The sequence below is a fragment of the Dyadobacter sp. CY326 genome (assembly GCF_021390515.1).
Lineage (GTDB): Bacteria > Bacteroidota > Bacteroidia > Cytophagales > Spirosomataceae > Dyadobacter.
Window position 1 is genome coordinate 296,436 of the sequence record NZ_JAJUXI010000008.1, and the last position, 14,930, is coordinate 311,365.

Below are 14,930 nucleotides of genomic sequence, written 5' to 3' on the forward strand. Positions count from 1 at the left end.
CACTCGGAAGTTTGAGTAATCGTTTAAAAGCGGACAGCATTGTCCGAAACCGTACAGCTAGGGCTCTCAGAACAGCATTTTAAACGTTTTGAAGGGATTTTTCGCCTTGGTATAATAGTTGATTTTCTCTGGGAAGAATTTCATAGTCAGACCCATCGCCTTATGCTTCAAAATTATTTTACTATCGCCCGGAGGAACATACTCCGATACAAATTAAATAGCACGCTTACTGTACTTGGCCTTGCATTGGGATTGGCGTGCGGTCTATTGATGATTTTGCACGTGCGGGAAGAGCTCAACTATGATAAAGGCTTTTCAAAAGCTGACCGCATTTACCGGCTTACATCCGAGAATATCGGTGAGAAAAACCGGCAGTGGGCCGCAACCTCTCCCATTCTGGGTGTCGAAATGCAAAAGGCGATCCCTGCCATACAGCAGGTTGCTCGCCTTCACCGCCCCTATCCAGATCGGGTTTTCAGTTATATTCCCCAGGGGGGCGCAGCGAGGCAGTTTGAGGAGAAGGGCGGGTTTTATGCCGACTCGACCGTCGTTGATGTATTTGATCTTCCCTTTGTCAAAGGTGACCCGCGAACGGCCCTCGGACAGATTGATGCCATTGTGCTCACCGAGGCGATGGCGGCAAAATATTTTGGCAACGATGATCCAATGGGAAAATTAATTCAGGACGATCTGGACAAACGCACATTGACGGTAACAGGTGTAGTCAGGGATTTTTCCTTCCCAACTCACCTGCAATTTGATTACCTTATTTCAATGTCCACCTTTTACCGGAATACGGATAAAAATACTTTGGAGAATCGGGGTTGGGCGGGATTTTACAATTATGTCCTGCTGAACAACAATGCTTCTCGTTCGGATGTGGAAGCGCGCATACCAGAATTTATGGTGAAATTCTACGAAGCCAAAGGCGAAACCAGAAGCGAAATCCTGGCGACCCGGAGAACGTCCATGCAACCAATAACAGCTATTCACCTGCATTCAAAGTTGGAAAAGGAAATGGGCCCCAACAGCGACATTACCTATGTTTACGTTTTTTCTATTGCGGCTCTGTTTATCCTGCTGATTGCTTCCGTGAACTTCATCAATATGGCGACAGCTCAGGCATTTAACCGAATGAAAGAAGTAGGCCTGCGCAAAGTATTGGGTGCCCGCAAAGAGCAGTTAATAAGGCAGTTTCTTGGTGAGTCGTTTATTCTGACTGTGGTGGCAGCTTCCGGCGCGTTCCTTTTATTCCGTTTGGCCATTCCGTTTTACAACGAGCTGGCGGCTAAAAATCTTCGCTATGAACAGCTGTTCACGGCATCGAATGTGTCGCTGATGGTTTTTTTAACTGTGATAATCAGTCTTATTGCGGGTTTTTATCCCGCCTGGTTCATCTCCAATTTTGATTCAATTACCTCATTAAAAGGCAAGAAAAATCAGGTTTCGTCGGTCACGTTGGTTCGCAAAGGCTTGATCGTTTTTCAATTCAGTGTATCGGTTTTTATGATTTTCAGCACGATTGTGGTGTACCGGCAAATGAAGTTTTTCCAGCAAAAAGACCTGGGCTTCGATCAGGACCAGGTCATAGCGGTCAAGCTGTACGGACGGGAAATGTGGGAAAAAGCGAACACGATTCAACAGGAATTTCAGAAAAATTCAGCCATTACCAATGTGGCTAGAATCTCGACCTTACCCGGTGACCGCGTCGGAACCGATATGCTTACTCCTCTGGGAAGGCCTGATAATGCAAGTCAACTGCGCTTCGTGTGGAGCGACGAGAATATGCTTCCTGCGCTCCAAATCGGCCTTAGGTCCGGCCGGAATTTTGTCAAAACAGCAGCTAATTCCCACTTTTCCTTGATCCTGAACGAAGCAGCGGCGAAAGCCCTCAAACTGGATTCACCCATTGGACAGAAAGCCGTATCCTTAGGGGACACTGGCGAGATCGTAGGCATTGTCAAAGACTTTCATTTCGCATCTTTACATACGACAGTCGAGCCCTTGGTCATTGTTCAAAAGGCTGATCAAACAAACTATTTTTTACTAAAAGTGAAAGGAGGCCAATTGGCCGAAACCTTGAAGTTTGCCGAATCAACATTGACTCGTCTATCGCCGGGCAGTTTATTCATCTACACATTTCTCGACGAAAAAATGGCCCGCCTCTACGACTCAGAGCAGCGAGTAGGCAATGTGCTCAATGTGTTTGCCTGCTTTGCTTTGTTTATTTCGTGTTTGGGTTTATTTGGCTTATCAGCTTACTCGGCTCAGATACGCACGAAGGAAATCGGCATTCGGAAGGTTTTAGGTGCCACAGTGTCAGGTGTCATTGCGCTGCTTGCCCAAGATTTCCTTCGGTTAGTCCTTCTGGCGATTGTTCTGGCATCACCCCTTGCTTGGTGGGTCATGAGTCAGTGGTTACAAAATTTCGCTTTCCCTATAGCGATTGAATGGTGGATGTTGGCGCTAAGTGGTCTTTTGACAATTGGCGTGGCGCTTTTAACGATTAGCTTTCAGAGTGTCAGAGCGGCTCTAATGAATCCGGTTAAATCTTTACGAAGCGAATAAAGTTAGTTACCAGCATCAAAAAAGACATTTTATAATAATTCGAGCGACGTATAGTGAGAATTTGCTATTGTACATCGTATCCATAATTTCTTCTTTTGAAGTGGCACATTGCCAGCATCGTTTGAGGTCCAGCACCTGAAAATGACGACAATTACCACTTTTCATTATGGATTATCCTTACGTAGGCGAGATTAAAATGTTCGCAGGCAAATTCGCTCCCGATGGCTGGTTGTTCTGTGATGGGACGCTTCTCCCCATTGCCGAGAACCATTTTCTTTACAACGTGCTAGGAACAATTTACGGGGGCGACGGACAAGTCACGTTCGGTCTTCCCGACTTCAGAGGGCACCTGCCCATACACCAGGACGAGGGACCCGGCGCCGGGGAAAGGCCCTTTAACAACAGTGAGCCCTATTTATATGTCAATTACATCATTTCACTTTACGGGGTTTACTCACCGCGAAACTGACCTTAACATTGATTTCCTGCTTTAACCGAACTGCTCGTTATGGAAAAACCTTTTTTAGCAGAAATAAAATTTGTGACTGCTCGCGTCCTACCCGAAGGCTGGGCCTGGTGCGACGGCCGGGAAATGCGCATAGCGGAGCACCCAGCATTATTTGAACTGTTGGGCACCACTTTTGGCGGAGACGGGCAATCTACTTTTGCGCTGCCCAATCTTGTGGGCCGTAAGCCAGTGCAGATTGAATCGCATTACGCTAACTTTGCATTGGCTGATCAGCCTTCACACCCTTTCGGTCTGAAAAGACGCGATCAGCCGGATGCAGCATTGCAGCTTTATGGATCGACTTACTTCTGCATTGCATTGAAAGGAGTATATCCAGTAAGCTCGACATATTCAGTCGCGGAACGTATTCGCGACAAAAAAACATAAATACCGACGAACAAAACCCGAAATGAACTTTGATATTGAACCTCTATTTTTTGCTAAACAATCCGATTTTCGGGAATGGCTGGAGAAAAATCATGATAAAGAAACTGAGTTGTTTGTAGGATTCTACAAAGTGGCAAGCGGGAAACCAAGCATGACCTGGTCACAGTCGGTAGATGAGGCACTGTGTTTTGGATGGATCGACGCAGTGCGCAAATCGATCGACGGCGAAAGTTACATGATCAGGTTTACAAGGCGCAAGTCAACCAGCATATGGAGCAATGTCAACATTAAAAAAATCGAAGAACTGACAGCAAAGGGCTTGATGCACCCCGCCGGGATCGAAGCATTCAGACACCGGACGGAAAGTAAATCGGGGATCTATGCTTTTGAGAAAGATGAAGTTAGTCTTCCAAAGGAATTTGAGGACGAATTCAAGGCTAGTCAAAGGGCCTGGGCGTGGTTTGAGAACATGCCAGCCTCCTATCGTAAGCACGCAATTCACTGGATTATGGACGCAAAACAGGAAGTGACCCGCAAAAGTCGTCTGGAAGAATTGATACGCGACAGAGAGACCGGAATAAAATTAAAACGATATAGATACTAATTTCGTTGGCGACTGGTCGGCCAGCCGCCATTAAAACTCGTTTTAACGGAGCTGTTCGGCTGGGAATATTTCCATGTAATCCTGTACGAGGGCCATCAACCGATGCTGTTCTTCGTGCGAAGCCGGCGCTTTGGGTTGTGGCGGATTAAGTGGGTCGCTGATCGGCTGTCCAATTTCACGCAAGAACGGCTCCATCTGCCCTGGGCTGTGAATACCGATATAACGGCCTGTTGCGTCTCCCACATTTTTGATGTTATGCCACGCCATCGTCGGAATGGCTACGAAGTCGCCAGCTTCGGCGCGTGTTGTTTTTTGCTGGTTGTCGGCAGTAACGGTGGTAATGTTGAAGACGCCTTCTAAAAAGTAGAAAACCTTGGTGGCTGGATTTCTGTGAATAGCTGGCGGCCCGCCGCCAACAGGCACCCGCACGTCAACAACCAGCATGGGATCGGCCGTATTCTGGCTTGACAGCTTGATCGTTACGACGTCGCTGCCCGCTAAAAAATGTTCGCCTTCATTCGCTTTCACGTGAGAGATTGTGCTCGTAGGTTTTGATTGCATCGTCATATACTGAATCGGTTTAAATTATCATTTAGTCACTCTGAGTTCTTTAAAGGTTGCTCGAACGCTTCGGTTGCCACCCCAAAGGCATCAATTACCTGCATGCCTGTCTAAGCAATGGCAATTGCGAGCACTTTACATTTGCTCACAGTAAATGTATTCTGGCAGTCCCTAGGTAAGCGAACGATCATCTATAAACGTCAATCCATTTACATCATTGACGAAATTCCAATTCTTCTTACTGCTCGATGAGAATGGGACCATGCATACATTGCCGGCCACTACTGCGCATTAGCCAATTTTACTTTAATCTCCCGGGCCTTACATTCGATTTTAACAAGATAGCGCGCAGAGACTGCTTCCGATTTAAGCGTTAACTCAACGAGCTCTGAAACATGCAGTATTTTGCCGTAATATAATGCAGCTGTATTGTCGCGGTGCAATGAATGTCCGGCCTTATCATGAAAGCTGACGTTGATAAGTAATGTTAGTTTCTACCAAAAATGTCAGGGCTTGACACATGCCACGAATTGTAGGGCCAGGTTCAGCTGTTGGCGCGAGCTTGCTTTTTCAATTGACCGTTGATCTTATCCGTTATAAAAAGTGCGTCGTCTTTCAGTCCAAACAAGATATCCGACTTGCGGGAGCGTTGCCAATGTAAACCCAGGAAATAGACCCCTTCAACTGCGGAAACGCCGTCCTGGTGAATGGGAACACCGTTGATGTCTAATACGGGTATTTTAAGATAACTAAAATCAGACGTAAAGCCGGTTGCCCAAATGATGCTGGAAATCTGATTAGCCTTCAAATCGACCCAAGTTTCATGCTTCGAGATACCCTCCGATTTAACTGGCTCATCATCCACATCAGGGGCCGCATCAGGTGCGTGGATATCATTATCTTGGATGAATGCGTCGATCATTCCTTTCACCCTTTCGGAAAATTCGTCTCCAAATATGAGGTTGGTTTGCACATCGTCAGAGAATGTGACGGCGTTTTCTGAAACGTTGTGCATTCGTCCAAACAATTGAACGCCCTTCCTGGCCAGGGCTTGCAGGCTCAGCGACGCCCGCCCACCGTCGGTGCCTTTTAATAAAGGTGTTCTCAGGTTTCGCATAGCGTGGTCGGGCAATTCATCCGCACGAGTCTCAAAAAAGCCAGATAATATCAGCCAGTCCATGATATCCCTGCCCCGATAATGCCTTGGACAACGTGGGACCTTACTTGTTGAAAGATATACTTTTCTTCCGGCGCTTATCAAGTCTTCACAAATCTGACAACCCGATTGACCGCTGCCAACCACCAGCACCCCACCCTCAGGCAGCGCAGCAGCACTACGGTACTCGCTGCTATGCAGTTGTCTAATGCCCGTTTCAATTCCCGCGGCCAGAGATGGGACTTTCTTTTGGCTTTGTGAGCCGGAAGCGATGATTACCTGTTTGCAATGGAATGTACAGATAGTTCCATTTTCCAGTGCTGTGACTACAAAGCTGTTATTTTGAGGATCTTTCTCTACCCGTGTGACCATTACATTTTGCCGGATAGGCAATTCGTGCATCTTTACAAAGTCCTGCATCGAGCTTACCAGTGACTGGGCGGAGCAAAATGCGTTTTTTTCGTTTTCACCACAATCAAACCCAGGCAATGTATTGAGCTTGCTAGCCGTATTCAGCCGGAAGCTGTCCCATCTTTGCGATACCCACGATTGTCCAACCTGCCCGCGTTCCAGAATAGTGTGACTGATCCCATTCTGCCTTAGATAATAGCTGGCACTCAGCCCAGCGTAACCTCCGCCTATGATGATGACTTCCACCGTGTTTGACTCTTTCATCTTTTGTTTCTTGTAAACTTGCATTTAGTTAGAGGGCATCAGACTTATGGATTTTCTGTTAAATCGCTGATCAGTTAATTGTGACAACATCAGATCAGCAACGTCGGCCCTGGAAAGGGAAGTCATGAAGCTGTCTGATTTCAGGCTTTCACCGCACCTATACTTTCCAGTGAACGGCCCATTGGTTAGGATTGGCGCCCGCACAATCGTCCACAAGGACTCCGATTTCCGGATCATATTTTCCCGCAACTCATGTCCTTTAATTTCGTTGCGAAGCATTGTGGGGGCCAGATTACGGATCATAAACCCTGCACTTGCCCGTGATTCTTCGACGCCCAACGTCGACAGATAGATCAGTCGCCTGACGACACAGGATTCCATCGCATTGAGTATATTGGCCATTCCTTCAATGACGAGTTGATCCAGTTTGAAAATACTGCTTGCACCCAAGGCAGACAGCACCGCATCTTGCCCTGTGATTGCGTTGTGCACAATGTGCTGGTCCTTCACATTTCCCTTGATAATCGTTAAGCGAGGGCGCTCTACTGCCAGCTTGCCACGGTTTCTAACAAAGGCTGTTACTTCATGTTGCTGATCGAGCGCCTTTTGAACAAGATATTGACCGGTTGCACCGGAGGCTCCGAAAATTACTACTTTCATCGATTGTCTTTTTCTCAAAGAGTCCGCCAGGGGGCAAAGTTCGATTAGATTGATTTTTTTTCTGAGGCTGTGTGCAGAAGTATCTTTGAGGCCTTATCTTTTTCTCTATATAACACTGTCACCGAAGAAGCAGGGCAATGGTCAGGATGGTCATCAGAATTGAAATGGATTGATTCAATGATGGAAATTGCACCGCTGCTAAAAACATTGACAGGTTCAAGCCAGCTTCCTACTTCCCGATCATTGGCGACCATATTCTCCATCAAAACAGCCCCCGCAAAACTTTTCCCGTTGGCTAATGTGAGCTGACCCTGGTGGATATGTTTCAAAAATTGGTTCATATGTCCATCGTCCGTATGCATCCCTTCAAAAAGCGCATAATAGAACTCATTCCATTGCTCACTTTCTCGAAGGTAAATATCGGTCACATCTTGCTGGCTGCGCCAATATTCGCCCAGTTTGAGCTTGGCCTGATTAAGCCGGCTACGAACAGTGCCAATTGGCACATTCAGAATAACCGAAATCTGTTCATATGAATGAAAATTGGAAAAGTAGCGGAGAATTACCGTGCTATGCAACACCTCGGGAAGCTGCCACAACACGCCGTACAACTTGCTTTGCGTAGACAGCTGGTCCATTTTTCGACTGATCTCATCCTCCCAAAAATGCTCACTTTCCTGGGGCAAATCATCAATTTGAATAACCTTGCGCTGCCTGGACAATGCACGGTAGCACGTGTTGGTAACAATCTGTTTGAGCCAGCCGCCGAAGTTTGCGGGGTCATTTAGTTGAGAAAGTTTGAGATAGGCAGTCACGAATGCATCCTGCACCGCATCAGCAGCGACATTACGGTCATTGCAGATACGCAGGGCCACAGTATACATTCCGGGATAATACTTTTTGTATAGTACATTCCAGCCCGCCGCCTCGCCTGCAATTGCCGCCTTGACCCATCCAACATTAAAGACAGTTTCAGACATTTTCGTCCCAGTAAAAATCCGCAATCACTTGATGCTTAGTTAATCCAAAAATAGTTACCTCACACCTAAATAACTAACAATCAATAGCTAGCGTAAGCCGGTTAATTACTGTAAGGATACAATAGATAAGCAAAAGTTCGAAAATTGAAGTTTTTTGTTACGACAGCATCTGGTAAAAGAACTAAAAGCTACTTTCTCGTCAGCAGCAGCGGAAACCACTAATGTAAAATTGAGCAGACAAACACATCTACATTGATGTACAGCACCAAAACACCTGCTCTCTTTTACCCTATCTTGTGGAGAATGACTTTGTTGGTGCTGATATGTACGAAAATATTTGCAAGTATCAAGTGGTTATCTACTCAGTCTCACACGGACCCAGAATGAAAGTCGTTAGTTGTTACCTGAGCGAATATTTTCTATTAATCTTCTGGCAATGACGGTGTCATAGATAATTTTCAGCTTTTCAATTTTGTTTTCATCGTTGAAATCAAGAATATCAACAACATCAAACACAACAATTTCCTCGGTTTTCACGGTCCATTCATACTCAAAATATAGTGCAAGCGAGTCAGAACCTGCATTCTCAAAAATTCCTTTCAATGTCAATCTTGAATTGGTTGTATCATCGGTCAATTCCTTGAAGAAGTCTCTGGCCGATTTATCTCCATAAATTGGTGAACTAACCTTCCCATCTTTGCTAAACAAGCTAACTATTTGTTCAACAGCTCCGTTTGAGAGGAATTCGATATATTTTTTTGCAACTTCATTTTTTCTCATCATTGACTATACCATTGCTATTTATAAAAGTTCTGATTAAATTAACTTTTGCTGAAAATCGGCATTGTCCCATAGCCGGAAGCATAAACCGGATTGATTGTTAATCAATCTTCAAGCAAAAATGCAATTTCTGTCTGCCACTTGGTCGGGTCTGGCTCATTATCAGGGTCGACCAGATAAAATTCTGTGCGGCCGCCCCATTGCGTCAGGCCATTTTCACTATGCGCCTTTTCTGTAAGTCCTTGGTCCCGGATCCAATTTTCCAAAGCAATATGGGCTTGCATCAGATCTTTAAAATCACCGGTGTAAACAATGCTGGCGTAAATGCCTGCCGGGAAACTCCCCGCAATCACCCGGTTATCGCCTTCAACTGATTGACTGACGGTAAAACCTGCCTGGCAATCCAGCTCACCGCTTTCATTCATTGATTTATACAAAAAGAAATCCGGCCCCGAGATTTCAACATTGCGTTTCTGTATCCATTCTTTAACCTCCGGTATCAGCGGGGGCAGGATTTGGGGAATGTCAGACATTTGAACGGTTTTTTGAATCGCCAGGTAGGGCCGATCGTCTCGGCGTTCGGTTTTTGGTTCTGATAGCATTGCAGTGTTTCGGCTGGTTGAGAAGCAAAGCTAGCAATTCAGAACGTGCTCATTGCGGGGGATTTGCGACAGTTACAGTGGCCGGTTGCGACAACAATGATCCGTAACGCAATGTTGCTAATGATATTTCAATCTGCGCCAGCAACCAGGGTCATTCAATTATAGCTTGATAAATTCAACCCGGCGATTATTGGCTTTGCCCACGACCGTCTCATTCGAATCAATAGGCTGTGTCTGGCCTTTTCCATCCGTTTCCAGTCGCGAAGCGTCAATGCTAAAATTGGCGATGAGCGCTTCTTTAACAGCTTCTGCGCGATGTTTAGAAAGTGTTTCATTGTCCGTTTCACTGCCATCCGAATCGGTGTGCCCGATAATCCGGACCCGGAGTGAAGCATTCTCCTGTAAAACCTGCGCAATTTCTTTCAAGCTGCCATAAGAAGGCGGAGGGACCTTATCGCTATTGACCCCAAAGTTTATGCCGTGCGTAGTGAACTTGCCTTCACTCAGCAGTTTGTTGCGCGTATCGGCAGCACCCACGGCCAACTGAATATTTCCAATGAAAAACGCGCCGCCTTTTTGATCGAAATCCGGATTATCAGCTGCAAAAACCAATGAATTTAATGGCTCTGCTGCATTCAATGCGCGTGGCAGGTCTAACACTTTTGTACTGTCCAGGTAAACGCGAACACGTTGCTTTTGTCTCCAAATAGAGATTTTCACCTGATTTTTATTTGAATTAAACTCAGGCACCCCATACTTATGCTGACTCCCGATCAAATTTGACGAGTAGTTTAAGCTGCCTTTGTCAGAAGATGTCGGTTGAAATGTGATCTTGAAACTTGGTGCTGAAACTTGGTTTGCCTCGCCTAAGGCAAACTTTTGGTCCGTATCGCTGGCCTGCATTAAGCTAATCATGAATTCCCCGATATTGGCAAGTTGCTTGTTTCCAATCAGATCCATTTGAAGCGTGAAGTTATCCGGCAATGCGCTGTTGAGATATTCAGGGTAGAAAACGCCATCCTGGTTTAGCCGCAACCATTTCCCGGCGGTGCCTGCAATGTTCACGATATCTGCACCCGAACGCGTATTCCAGTTTGCAGGAAAGTCCCCTATCGCATCTTGTGAAAAGTCCTCATGAATAATGATCTTTTCCCCCGGCACAAAATCGAAGCGCGAATAAGCTGTTATATCTGCCGGCGTTTGTTTAGCAGCATTAACCGGCTGATCTGTATGCGCTGTCGTAGCCGCCGCAGGCACGTCCGCTTCCTGATTGGCTGGCTTTCCCTCATCTGTCTCGGTCTTAGCCGACACACCTGTACTATCCTTGTTTTTCTTTTTTTGCATGGCCTTGTCGATAGAATGATCGACTTGGTCTACAACCTTTTGTTCCACCCTGTTTTTGATCCGGTCTAAAAGTTGTGCGGGGCAAGTCAGGCAGGAAAAGCACAACGAGGCAATAAGCAGTATTCGTTTCATTTAAAAACCATGAAGTGTAAGCAAAGCAAAAGTATGCTTAAAGTTACATAAAGTCCACAGCAAGCGCTTACGAAAGCCGCGCAGAATAGATAGGCTTCTGTATCCTAGGACGCTTTCCTCCTTTTTTTGTGTCCAAACTGCTCTTGCCATCCTCATTTGAGCTAAATGGATTTGTGGAAATATATACTTGATCTGAAATAGAATCTGAATTGGTAGTCATTATTTTAATTGGTTGATGAAGTGATTTTATTAACAATTTCTATCTAAACAGATAAAATCGTGCCTGGCAGGCGGGAGAAAATTCATTTTATGCATATCTTGTATTAGTAACTGCTGGTCATTAATCCTCCACACCTAGATATATTAAATCGGTCGAAAGATTAAGTTAGCGCTTGATATCCGCAATCAACAATCCTCAGAAACTGATCCGTAATGAAATCGATATTTTACAATTTCTTAACATTGCTTGGTTTCCTGGTGTACGGTCCGGATGCATTTAGCCAAAGTAAGTTTGCAGTGTCGGCAACGGCAACCCCATATTACGGGCATTCCAAATCCACGGTGGAAGCAATGTTGCCCGATCCGGATGGCAGCGGGGCAATCACATCACAAGTATTGCGATCGGAAGTATCATTAAAAGGATGTTCGGCCGGTTTGAACGGTAGATATTCATTTTCAAAAAGATGGTCAGCATCCACAGGGTTATGGTTTAACTACTTCAGCATTAATAAGTCTGGCACAAAAAGCCGGTCCCATAACTTTTCAATTCCGATCATTGCGAATTTGCAAACATCCGAAAGGAAGTTATCGCCGTATTTTTCAGCAGGAGCATTATGGAATTTTGTTACAACGAGCCGGCTGACAATCCCTGATTTCGGTACAGTTACCTTGAAGTCCGGTCGCAATACTTCAAGGATATCACTTTTAATAGGAGCAGGCGGAATTTACCATTTCGGTGATCGATTGTTACTGATCGCGCAGCCAACATTTACTTATGCCATCCCGCCCTCCAATGTGAACACGCACACTTATCAGCTAGGACTGAATGCGCAACTAATGCTCAAATTGTAACTTTGGCTGATAGACCTGCATGAATTTGGAACAGCCGGGGCCGTTTAGGCTGCCGGCTATTGCCTTTAACGGCTCCAAACTGAAAGCTCGTTTTGATCGGGATCAAGAAAATGAAAGCGCCGTCCGCCGGGAAATTCAAAGATATCTTTAACAATGACGCCACCGGCAGCCAGGACTTTTGCCTTAGTTGCATTGATATCTTCTGAGTAAATGATGACGAGTATACTTCCTTTGGCTGGTGTCCCGGTAGTAAAACCGCCGTCTACATAATCGCCCTCAAAGGCGCAGTAGTCGGGACCGTAATCTGTGAGGATCCACCCAAAACTTTCGGTATAAAACTGTTTTATGCGTGGAATATCCAGGGTGAGAAACTCAATGTATTGAATTTGCTCGTGTTTCTCTCGGTGACTGTTTTCCATTCGTTAAGGCTTTTGCGTACTCGTCAAAGATAACGAGAAACTGTGATGTGAATCAAGGGCGTCGGTCAAGGTCATCCGTGTTAAGCAAATGCGCTCCTGGTGGCCTAACACAGGTATTTCTGCCCATGTTCACCTTTTGTATACCCCCATTTGAAGGTCGTTGACCTTTTGTGTACCCTGTAAAATTGCGGCCGCTCTTCATGTCCACTACGTTTGCATTGCCTTACCGAACAGCAAATTAGTTTGTTTTCGGGGCGAGCAATTCAGCCATCATTTCAAATTACGATCAGTTATGAAAAAAATCATTACCACGAGACCATTTCATTATTTCATTCACACACTGACAATTGTTTTATTAATATTAGAAATCTTCACAGCAGATGCTCAATCAGTTTGGACAGGCTTAACACTGACCCCGGAGCAACAGCTTCATGACGTGGCCTATGGAGCGGGCAAATACGTTGCAGTGGGTGCAAATAACATCATCCGCACTTCTACAAACGGCGCAACCTGGGAAACGCAGCAGTCCGGCCTAAGCAACAATGGCACATTATACGGAATCGTTTTTGCCCACAACCTTTTTGTTGCCGTCGGCAGTCAGGGCATGATCCTTACTTCGCCGGACGGGATTTCGTGGAGTACAAAATCGCTGGGCACCGGGCAGATTCTCAGGAGTGTCACTTTTGGCTACGAATCATTCGTGATCGTAGGCTCAGCAGGCGCATTATTGACATCGCCAGACGGCCAGAACTGGACACCGCGGCCAAGTGGCGTGGATAACCTGAATGATGTTGCTTATGTGAATTACACTTTTATTGCTGTGGGATCGCAAGGGGTGATCAAAACGTCTTCTGCCTTTGCCGTAGACTGGTCAGTGAGCGGATCGGGCACCGTTAACGAGTTGCGGGCTGTAAGGGGTAGCTCTAATGGAAGGGCAGTGATCGTAGGTGACAAGGGAACAATCCTGCATTCAGACAATGGTAAAAACTGGACGCCCGATCCATACCAGGACAAAACATTATCCCTGAGTGGCGTGGAATGCAATCCGTCGAATGGCCGTTTCGTGGCCGTTTGTTCTAATAAAAACGTGGCATTAGTGTCTCCCGATGGCATTAACTGGGGTGATGCGCCCAAGCCAACCGGATCTGCCTGGAATTTTAACCGCGTCCGTTTTCTGCAAAATTCATTTCTGGCTGTCGGTGGGGTGGGAACGTTTCGGTCGTCGTATAATAACGGTTATTCGTGGTCCTCTTTAACCACCAATCTCAGAAATATGCAGATCAATGGCTCGGCGTTTGGAAACGGGAATTTCGTGGCGGTTGGAAGTGCGCCGCTGGACAATGGATCGACGGGACTAGGGAACACAAACCTCGCGATTGTCTCAACTGACGGAATTAACTATACGGTCGGGCAAACGGTAAAGCTGGTTGGCGGTGCAAAATCCATTAATGATGTAGCTTTTGGAAATAACCTATTTGTGGCCGTAGGAGCCGATGCATTGATCCAGACTTCGCCGGATGGTAAAAACTGGACATATTGCCAGGTCGAATTCGGACAAAATCTCATCGGCGTTACATATGGCGATGGAAGGTTCGTGGCAGTGGGGCTCCATGGCCTTATAATGTGGTCTTACGATGGACTGGTTTGGAAGAAATCGACTAATAAGGTCCTTTACTCCATCAAGACCGTGGCTTATGGTAACGGAATGTTCGTGCTCGTGGGACCCTACGGTCTTATTGGTACGTCGCCGGATGGCAGTACCTGGTCGTACCGTTACAGTGGCACTACAAACCACCTCAACGGTGTCGCGTTTGGACACAACCAATGGATTGCGGTTGGACAAAATAACACCATCCTTACCTCGTCCGACGGCAATAAGTGGACACCGCTAACCCCTAATGTTGCGATAGGCAAGAGTGACTATACAGATATTATTTATAATACCCATTTTGTGATTACCGGGACTAACGGTAGGATTGTAAGATTTATACCGAACACATTTTGGTCAAACCCTTCATCATCCACCTATAAACACCTGAATACCATTTCTTACGGCAACGGCCGGTATATTGCAGGAGGAAATTCCGGAGCTTTGCAGATGTCGATTAACCCCTATTATTATCCTGATACCCCCGGTTCGCCAGCCGAGGAAGCTCTCTTCAGGGTAGGTGGTACTAATATGGATGAAAATGCAGTTGAAGAAGAAACCCCGAATGTTGCATTTAATGCTACTACTTATCCTAATCCGGTTGATGATCAGTTTTCTGTTAACATTGAAGGAGCTGAGGGAGAAAAAGTGAGGTTGCAGTTGCTGGACGTCTCCGGTCGCACGATCCTGGATAAAGTGGTAACTGCCGAAACTGGTACGCACCAGGAAACAATCCCGGTGACTCAAAAACAAACCGGAATGTACGTCCTGCGGGTCAGCACCGCTACGCACACGCAAAGTTTGAAAATACTAAAACGATAAAGCACACACTGAC

14 protein-coding genes are annotated in these 14,930 nt (G+C 46.0%); 6 read left to right on the plus strand and 8 right to left on the minus strand.

The genetic code is table 11. The features are described from left to right. Positions 1-162 precede the first annotated feature (162 nt). The 4 genes from LZG73_RS17645 to LZG73_RS17660 all read left to right on the plus strand — a co-directional run bounded on the left by LZG73_RS17645 (position 163) and on the right by LZG73_RS17660 (position 4,067). Entirely contained in the window at positions 163-2,568 is a 2,406-nt protein-coding gene (locus tag LZG73_RS17645) for an ABC transporter permease (protein ID WP_233853032.1), read from the plus strand. A 166-nt stretch (positions 2,569-2,734) separates the two neighbouring features. Next, positions 2,735-3,037, plus strand: coding sequence for a phage tail protein (locus LZG73_RS17650; protein WP_233853041.1), 303 nt, complete (start codon positions 2,735-2,737; stop codon positions 3,035-3,037). A 39-nt stretch (positions 3,038-3,076) separates the two neighbouring features. Next, positions 3,077-3,463, plus strand: coding sequence for a phage tail protein (locus LZG73_RS17655; protein ID WP_233853049.1), 387 nt, complete (start codon positions 3,077-3,079; stop codon positions 3,461-3,463). A 22-nt stretch (positions 3,464-3,485) separates the two neighbouring features. Next, the gene (locus tag LZG73_RS17660) at positions 3,486-4,067 is read left to right on the plus strand and encodes a YdeI family protein (RefSeq protein ID WP_233853059.1); all 582 of its coding nucleotides are present in this window, start codon (positions 3,486-3,488) and stop codon (positions 4,065-4,067) included. A gap of 42 nt (positions 4,068-4,109) precedes the next feature. On the opposite strand, the gene LZG73_RS17665 is transcribed toward LZG73_RS17660, so the two are convergent. The 7 genes from LZG73_RS17665 to LZG73_RS17695 all read right to left on the minus strand — a co-directional run bounded on the left by LZG73_RS17665 (position 4,110) and on the right by LZG73_RS17695 (position 10,957). Beyond that, on the minus strand, positions 4,110-4,634 hold the full coding sequence (locus tag LZG73_RS17665) for a cupin domain-containing protein (RefSeq protein WP_233853061.1): 525 nt from the start codon (positions 4,632-4,634) through the stop codon (positions 4,110-4,112). Between the two features lie 538 nt (positions 4,635-5,172). After that, positions 5,173-6,459, minus strand: coding sequence for an NAD(P)/FAD-dependent oxidoreductase (locus LZG73_RS17670; protein WP_233853062.1), 1,287 nt, complete (start codon positions 6,457-6,459; stop codon positions 5,173-5,175). 24 nt (positions 6,460-6,483) lie between these two features. Further along, a complete protein-coding gene (locus LZG73_RS17675; RefSeq protein ID WP_233853064.1) occupies positions 6,484-7,119 on the minus strand; it encodes an NAD(P)-dependent oxidoreductase in 636 nt (211 codons plus the stop codon). A gap of 44 nt (positions 7,120-7,163) precedes the next feature. Beyond that, the gene (locus LZG73_RS17680) at positions 7,164-8,099 is read right to left on the minus strand and encodes an RNA polymerase sigma factor (RefSeq protein WP_233853066.1); all 936 of its coding nucleotides are present in this window, start codon (positions 8,097-8,099) and stop codon (positions 7,164-7,166) included. Between the two features lie 393 nt (positions 8,100-8,492). Beyond that, the gene (locus LZG73_RS17685) at positions 8,493-8,882 is read right to left on the minus strand and encodes a hypothetical protein (protein WP_233853068.1); all 390 of its coding nucleotides are present in this window, start codon (positions 8,880-8,882) and stop codon (positions 8,493-8,495) included. Positions 8,883-8,983: 101 nt separating this feature from the next. Next, positions 8,984-9,481: a GyrI-like domain-containing protein gene (locus LZG73_RS17690; RefSeq protein ID WP_255697210.1), complete on the minus strand. Its 498-nt coding sequence runs from the start codon at positions 9,479-9,481 to the stop codon at positions 8,984-8,986. Positions 9,482-9,640: 159 nt separating this feature from the next. Next, positions 9,641-10,957, minus strand: a complete 1,317-nt coding sequence (locus LZG73_RS17695) for an OmpA family protein (protein WP_233853071.1) — start codon at positions 10,955-10,957, stop codon at positions 9,641-9,643. Between the two features lie 432 nt (positions 10,958-11,389). Between LZG73_RS17695 and LZG73_RS17700 the strand changes: the two genes are divergently transcribed. Further along, positions 11,390-12,028, plus strand: coding sequence for a PorT family protein (locus LZG73_RS17700; RefSeq protein ID WP_233853073.1), 639 nt, complete (start codon positions 11,390-11,392; stop codon positions 12,026-12,028). Positions 12,029-12,093: 65 nt separating this feature from the next. Here LZG73_RS17700 and LZG73_RS17705 read toward each other — a convergent pair whose 3' ends face one another. Beyond that, entirely contained in the window at positions 12,094-12,447 is a 354-nt protein-coding gene (locus tag LZG73_RS17705; RefSeq protein ID WP_233853074.1) for a VOC family protein, read from the minus strand. Between the two features lie 292 nt (positions 12,448-12,739). Here LZG73_RS17705 and LZG73_RS17710 point away from each other — a divergent pair, with 292 nt between their 5' ends. Next, positions 12,740-14,917, plus strand: coding sequence for a T9SS type A sorting domain-containing protein (locus tag LZG73_RS17710; RefSeq protein WP_233853083.1), 2,178 nt, complete (start codon positions 12,740-12,742; stop codon positions 14,915-14,917). Positions 14,918-14,930: the final 13 nt, after the last annotated feature.